Source organism: Dethiosulfatibacter aminovorans DSM 17477 (genome assembly GCF_900142005.1).
GTDB lineage: Bacteria > Bacillota > Clostridia > Tissierellales > Dethiosulfatibacteraceae > Dethiosulfatibacter > Dethiosulfatibacter aminovorans.
On sequence record NZ_FQZL01000017.1, the window covers coordinates 74,344 to 80,622 of the forward strand.

Here is a 6,279-nt window from a genome sequence, read left to right on the forward strand (position 1 = left end):
CACAGAAGCTGATTCAGTGAAAAATATTTGGAGGTAGCGTAATGGCTAGTGTAAATGCTCGAGAATGGGCGAAAAATGTTATTAAGCAGGAAGAGATTGACAAATATTTAATTAATGGAAAAGATTTCATCGATGAAGACCTTATATGGGACAAGCTATCGAAAAACAGTGAACCAGACAAGGAATATATAAGGGGAATCATAAAGAAATCACTTTCCATAACAAGACTTGATCCTGACGAGACGGCAGCATTGCTGAATGTGAGGGACGAGGAGCTATGGGAGGAAATGTACGAAGCAGGGGCAGAAATAAAGAGAAAGGTATACGACAACAGGATAGTATTCTTCGCACCTCTCTACTGCAGCAATCTGTGCGTTAACAGTTGCACCTACTGCGGATTCAGAAAGGAAAACCCTCACGAGAAGCGCAGGATACTCACAATGGATGAGATAAAGCAAGAGACTGAGCATGTCATAGATGCTGGACACAAGAGGATGATAGTGGTCTACGGAGAACATCCCCAGTCCGATGCTGACTATATGGCAGAGTCCATCAAGGCAATATACAGCGTCCAGAAAAAGGCTAAAAACGGCAATGGCACAGGATCAATTAGAAGGGTCAATATAAATGCCGCTCCCATGTCCACAGCTGATCTAAAAAAACTTTGGGAAGTTGGAATAGGTACATACCAAGTCTTCCAGGAGACATACAACAGAGACCTCTACAAGAAGCTCCATCCCGCAGGACCGAAGAGCGACTTCAGATGGAGGCTCTATGCCCTCCACAGGGCCATGGATGCAGGAATAGACGATCTGGCAATAGGTGCCCTCTTCGGGCTCTACGACTGGAGGTTCGAGGTTATGGGTCTTCTTTACCATGCAATCGACCTTGAGACGCAGTTCGGAATAGGTCCCCACACCATATCATTCCCAAGGATGACCCAGGCGTCAGGATCCGAACTCAGTACGAATTCTGAATATATAGTTAGCGACGAAGACTTCAAGAAGCTGGTTACTGTTCTAAGGTTGTCCGTACCATATACGGGACTTATAATAACCGCAAGGGAGAAGTCTGAAATCAAGAAGGAAGTAATCCAGGTGGGCTGCACCCAGACAGATGCATCCACAAGGATTGGTATAGGTGGATACAGTGAGGCTGCAAAGCTCCAGGACGAGGAAAAGCAGCAGTTCATGCTGGGAGAAACCAGAAGTCTTGACGAGGTCATAAGGGAGATGGCGGAAATAGGAAAGATATCTTCCTTCTGTACTGCAGGCTACAGATGCGGCAGGACGGGAGACAAGATCATGGGCCTTCTCCAGGAATGTGTCGAAGGCAAGTTCTGCAAGCTCAATGCAATCCTTACCTTCAAGGAGTACCTCGACGACTATGGTTCTGATGAAACCAAGGCTATAGGAGAGGAACTTATAAAGAAGGAAATGGAAGAAGTAAGGAACATGGAGTTCTACCAGAAGCATAATCTGATAGGAAAGCTTGAAGAATACTATGAGAGGATTTCCAATGGAGAAAGAGACCTTTATCTATAAGAGGAAGCTTGACGGCATCGTAAGGGAAATATACGAAAAATTTAATGTCAGAATAATATTCTGCGAAATATTTGGAAACAGATGGTCATGGCTGGCAGGGTCCGATGAATATTTCATGTTGCAGAAAAGGGTCAGGATAAGTGATGTACTTGGATTCATAGTCGAGGATGGCGTGGACGAAAATCTTCTGCATCAGGTGAAGACCTCGGTGGCATGCAGTATTCAATAAGGTAAACGGGAAATAAAAATCGGATTAATGATTGTGCATTGATTATTTGTGTGATATACTACCACCTGGGTAGATATTGGAATAAATAATTTGGAATTAGAGGTGTCTGCTGTTGCAGACGCCTTTTTATTATATGGATGAATAAATGGTGAAAAAATTCATTATTAGCAAGAAAAGAGTTGTACTTTGGATAGCTGTCCTACTATGGATGATGCTGATATTCAGCTTTTCCGCTCAGGTGGCGGATGATTCAAATAATTTGAGTACAGGAGTAACTGAGATTGTAGTTGAGACTGTTGAAAAGGTTGCTCCAAATGCAGACCTTGATGTTGAAACGCTGAATGGCATAATCAGAAAGAATGCACATTTTATCATGTATTTCATACTGGGCATTCTTGTTTTTTCTGCCCTGGGAAGTAATATGACATTTCCCAAAAGGCTTGTTGCAGCGTTACTGATTTGCAGTCTTTATGCTGCTACGGACGAGATTCACCAGATGTTCGTTCCGGGAAGAGGACCGGCTGTTTTCGATGTTTTTATTGACACTTCGGGAACATGTGCGGGTATTTTAACGTATATAGTTATAATTAATGTTTTTTTTAAGGAATACCGTGGTATAATATGGTGTTTGGAAACAAGAGGATTACAGGAGAAATATAGTATGTATATGGTAATAAAGAGATTAATAGATATAGTTTTATCGTTTATTGGGATTGTAATACTGTCTCCAGTATTTTTGATCCTTATTATAATGATAAAACTGGATTCAAAAGGGCCAGTTTTATTCAAGCAGAAAAGGGTTGGAATGTATAAGACTCACTTCAATATATTGAAATTCAGGAGCATGAGAATTGATACCCCAAAGGATATGCCTACTCATCTGCTGGATGATCCTGAAAAATGGCTTACAAAAACAGGAAAGGTTCTTAGAAAGACAAGCCTTGATGAATTGCCCCAGATAATTAACATATTGAAGGGCGAGATGAGCATAATTGGTCCAAGACCTGCTCTCTGGAATCAGTATGACCTTATTGAAGAAAGGGATAAATATGGTGCCAATGACGTACCAGTTGGACTTACAGGATGGGCTCAGATTAACGGCAGGGATGAGATTTCCATTGAAGACAAGGCCAGGTTTGATGGCGAGTATGTTGAAAAATCAGGACTTATGATGGACCTGAAATGCTTTTTTGGTACTATATCAAAAGTAATAAGCAGTGAGGGTTATGTTGAGGGTGGAAGTGGATCAAATAAAAAAATGACGGATATAAGGTGATATTCGATGCTTAAAGTTATAATCATGACACAGCAGGATAGATTTTTTATCCCCAGGAATATACAAAAGATAATTGACAATTCCGAAGTTTTAGAGATAGTGAATGTTGACTGCAAGAGTTCTTTACAGAATAAATTGAGCGACTTTATAAAATGGTTTGGATTTTTCCAGGTAGGGAAAATGGGTTTTGTAACTGTGATGCGTTCCATTTTGGCGAAACTTGACCAAGTAACAGGATACAGTTTGTTTGAAGGATTATGCGGAGTTGAACATGTAGCTAAGAAAAACAGCATTCTATATAAAGTTATTGATTCATCCAACGATGAAGATTTCTTTAAGGAAGTTGTTGAGATGGAGCCGGATGTGATTTTATCATTTTCAGCTCCGGAAATTATTAGAGAGCCGCTGCTTTCGGCTCCGAAGTACGGCATACTGAATGTTCATGGAAGCCTACTTCCTGATTACAGAGGGTGCATGCCGAGTTTTTGGTATGTATTCAATGAAGAAGAATACGGTGGGGCTACAGTTCATTATATGTCCAAGAAAATTGATGATGGAGATATTGTAGCTCAAGACAAAGTATATATTGGCGACTGTAAATCCATGTTCCAGCTTATGGAAAGGACAAAGAAAGTAGGCGGAGAAATGATGATTAAAGCAATCAAGGATATTGAAAATGGAACCTTGGTTAGAAAACCCAACTTTGCTTCAGAAGGAAGGTACTTCACCTGGCCTACTGCAGAGCAGGGAAAAGAGTTTAGAACCAGGAACAAGAGGCTTATATAGGTAAGAAATCAATAAATATGAATGGGAAATAGTTGATATGAGAAAATTTTTTCTAACATTGGATCTCGAAGAATGGTACCATCTTGAATATGTAAAGGAGTATAAAGATATTATTTCTTCTGAACAGCGGTTTGCTTCGAAAGTGATACCATTTTTGAAAACAATGGCAGATAATGGAGTATATCTGACGGTGTTTGTTCTTGAAGAGACAGCCAGGGAGAACCGTGATATTGTGAAGCAAATAGCTGATCTAGGTCATGAGATTGGGTGTCACGGAAAGGAACATGAACTGGTGTATGAACTCACTACGAAAGAATTCAGAAAAAGAATTGGTGAATCGAAAAAAGTATTGGAAGATATTATTGGTAAACCGATTAAAGGATACAGAGCACCTTGCTTTTCTATGGAAAATGAAAAGTTTGATGTTCTTTGGGACCTTGGATTTATATATGATGCAAGCTTAATACGGTTCAAGGAACACAAACTTTATAATGTTATGGATATGTCATCATTTGATAAAATGGAAAGTATGATATACAGAAAAGGTGACAAATATGAATTTGAAACACCGACTCTTGAGATAATGGGAAAATCGATTCCTATATCAGGTGGAGGGTATTTCAGACTGTTTCCCTTATGGCTTATGAAGTATTTTATGAGGAAACATTGGGAAAAAGAAGACAATTTTGTGTTTTATATACATCCATTTGAAATCGTAGGTGAAACCTTGGAGAATGGAAAGAGAATGGGTACGAAAAATCACTTCAGATTTCAGGTGGGAAGACCGGGACTTAGTGAAAAGCTTATTCGATATATAAAGTGGCTCAAGAAACAGAATGTAGAGTTTATGAAATTCAGTGACTACATTGATTTGAATTCTCATGAAGAAGGTATTGAAGCATGAAGAAGGTATTGATTACAGGTGCAAATGGCATGATAGGCAGTGCCCTTGTAAATGAACTTATAGATAAATACGAACTTGTATTGTTGGACAAGTATACCAACAGGATTGAACAATATTCCGATAAGGCTTTAATAATAAAGGAAAGTCTTTCGGATATGGAAAAATGGCAGGATAGCCTTGAAGATGTATATTGCGTTGTTCATCTGGCTGCTGCAGTGCATTGGGTGCCAAAAACTGTTGAAGAAGAAAAGCAGTTCATAAAAACAAATGCTGAAGGTACTAAAGATTTGTTTGAAATTTGTTCAGGAAAAGGTGTCGATAAATTCCTTTTTTTAAGCACGAATGATGTTTACGAAGCCTCCAACGAGTTAATAACTGAAGAAACTGAAACCAACCCCACGAGTGTATATGGTAAGAGTAAGCTTTTGGGTGAGAAATATATAACAGAAAATAATGCTGATGTTAATCCATCAGTCTGTATATTCAGACCTGCATCAGTGTATGGGGTAAATGATAAAGGAAGCATGAAATCTCTCATAGCTTTCTGCAGAAAAGGGTTGGTACCGATGATAGGCGATGGGTTGAATAAAAAAGCACTGCTTTATTTGAAAGATCTCATCCAGGCTGTGGAGAAGTATATAGAAAGTGATGATATAAAGTCGGGAGAGGTATTTAACATATCTTCCGGAGATTTCGGATATAAAGAGATGATAGACAATATATCCGATGTGTTTGGATATAAACCATTCAGATTGTATATACCTGGATGGTTTTGCATGAATATTGCATCGAAGATAGGACCTCTCAAGAAATTGGCTGTGGCTGGGGAGACCAAAATGGTTTCCAATGATAAGGCTAACAGGTTGCTGGGTTATGAGATTGGATATAGACTTGTAGACGGATTGAGGGACTCAAGGGAATATTATTATTAGGTAGGAAAATATTTATGACTAAAAAGAACATTTGGGTTTTTCATCATTATGCTACTCCACCAACTATGAATGGATTTACCAGACCATTTAATTTTGCTATAAATATGAAAGCAGAAGGCTATAAAACAACTGTATTTGCAGCATCATATCTTCATTTTTCAGACAAGAATTTAATCGAAGATGGGAACGCCTATACTGTTGAGAATCAGTCAGGCATTGATTTTGTATTTGTCAACACTCCTTCATCAGCTAAAAGTATATTAGCTCGAGTTAAGAATATGCTAGCATATTATGTGCGATTATTTAGCGTTACGAAGAAATATATAGGTAAACCTGAATTATTCATAGAAACATAAGAACCACTAAAAATTTCATATTTAGCATGTATATCAAGCAATTTTCCTAAGGAAAGTGCCTTGCTGTATTCTTCAAAAAGGTGTTCGCTTAAAACTGATGCGAACGGATCAAAGTATTCCCTAAAAAAGGGTAGACTACCCCCTGGGTATGTAGGGTTCAAGTTTTTTGAAATCCTTAGAAAGATAATCCTTCAATCCTTGTCATAGCACGCTGAAAATGTTCCTGTAGCGGATAACTGCTGCACAACTTAA

At 38.8% G+C, this 6,279-nt stretch carries 7 protein-coding genes and 1 pseudogene; all 8 read left to right on the forward strand.

Features of this window, described 5'->3' with window-relative positions:
- The first annotated feature begins 41 nt into the window (after window positions 1–41).
- The 8 genes and pseudogenes from hydG to BUB05_RS11645 all read left to right on the forward strand — a co-directional run bounded on the left by hydG (window position 42) and on the right by BUB05_RS11645 (window position 6,027).
- The gene (gene hydG, locus BUB05_RS11610) at window positions 42–1,544 is read left to right on the forward strand and encodes a [FeFe] hydrogenase H-cluster radical SAM maturase HydG (protein ID WP_073049780.1); all 1,503 of its coding nucleotides are present in this window, start codon (window positions 42–44) and stop codon (window positions 1,542–1,544) included.
- Window positions 1,519–1,773: a hypothetical protein gene (locus tag BUB05_RS11615; protein WP_073049781.1), complete on the forward strand. Its 255-nt coding sequence runs from the start codon at window positions 1,519–1,521 to the stop codon at window positions 1,771–1,773. The genes hydG and BUB05_RS11615 overlap by 26 nt, the downstream gene beginning before the upstream one ends.
- Window positions 1,774–1,918: 145 nt before the next feature.
- A pseudogene (locus tag BUB05_RS18870) lies at window positions 1,919–2,347 on the forward strand (VanZ family protein); the annotation flags it as partial.
- An 87-nt stretch (window positions 2,348–2,434) separates the two neighbouring features.
- Window positions 2,435–3,049, forward strand: a complete 615-nt coding sequence (locus BUB05_RS18875) for a sugar transferase (protein ID WP_073049792.1) — start codon at window positions 2,435–2,437, stop codon at window positions 3,047–3,049.
- A 6-nt stretch (window positions 3,050–3,055) separates the two neighbouring features.
- A complete protein-coding gene (locus BUB05_RS11630; protein ID WP_073049782.1) occupies window positions 3,056–3,835 on the forward strand; it encodes a methionyl-tRNA formyltransferase in 780 nt (259 codons plus the stop codon).
- Window positions 3,836–3,872: 37 nt separating this feature from the next.
- Window positions 3,873–4,739: a polysaccharide deacetylase family protein gene (locus BUB05_RS11635; protein WP_073049783.1), complete on the forward strand. Its 867-nt coding sequence runs from the start codon at window positions 3,873–3,875 to the stop codon at window positions 4,737–4,739.
- Window positions 4,736–5,671 (forward strand): NAD-dependent epimerase/dehydratase family protein, encoded by a 936-nt coding sequence (locus tag BUB05_RS11640; RefSeq protein WP_073049784.1) that lies wholly within the window; start codon window positions 4,736–4,738, stop codon window positions 5,669–5,671. Before BUB05_RS11635 ends, BUB05_RS11640 begins: the two co-directional genes overlap by 4 nt.
- Before the next feature lie 14 nt (window positions 5,672–5,685).
- Complete coding sequence (locus BUB05_RS11645; protein ID WP_073049785.1) at window positions 5,686–6,027, forward strand: glycosyltransferase family protein; 342 nt, start codon at window positions 5,686–5,688, stop codon at window positions 6,025–6,027.
- The last annotated feature ends 252 nt before the right edge of the window (window positions 6,028–6,279 follow it).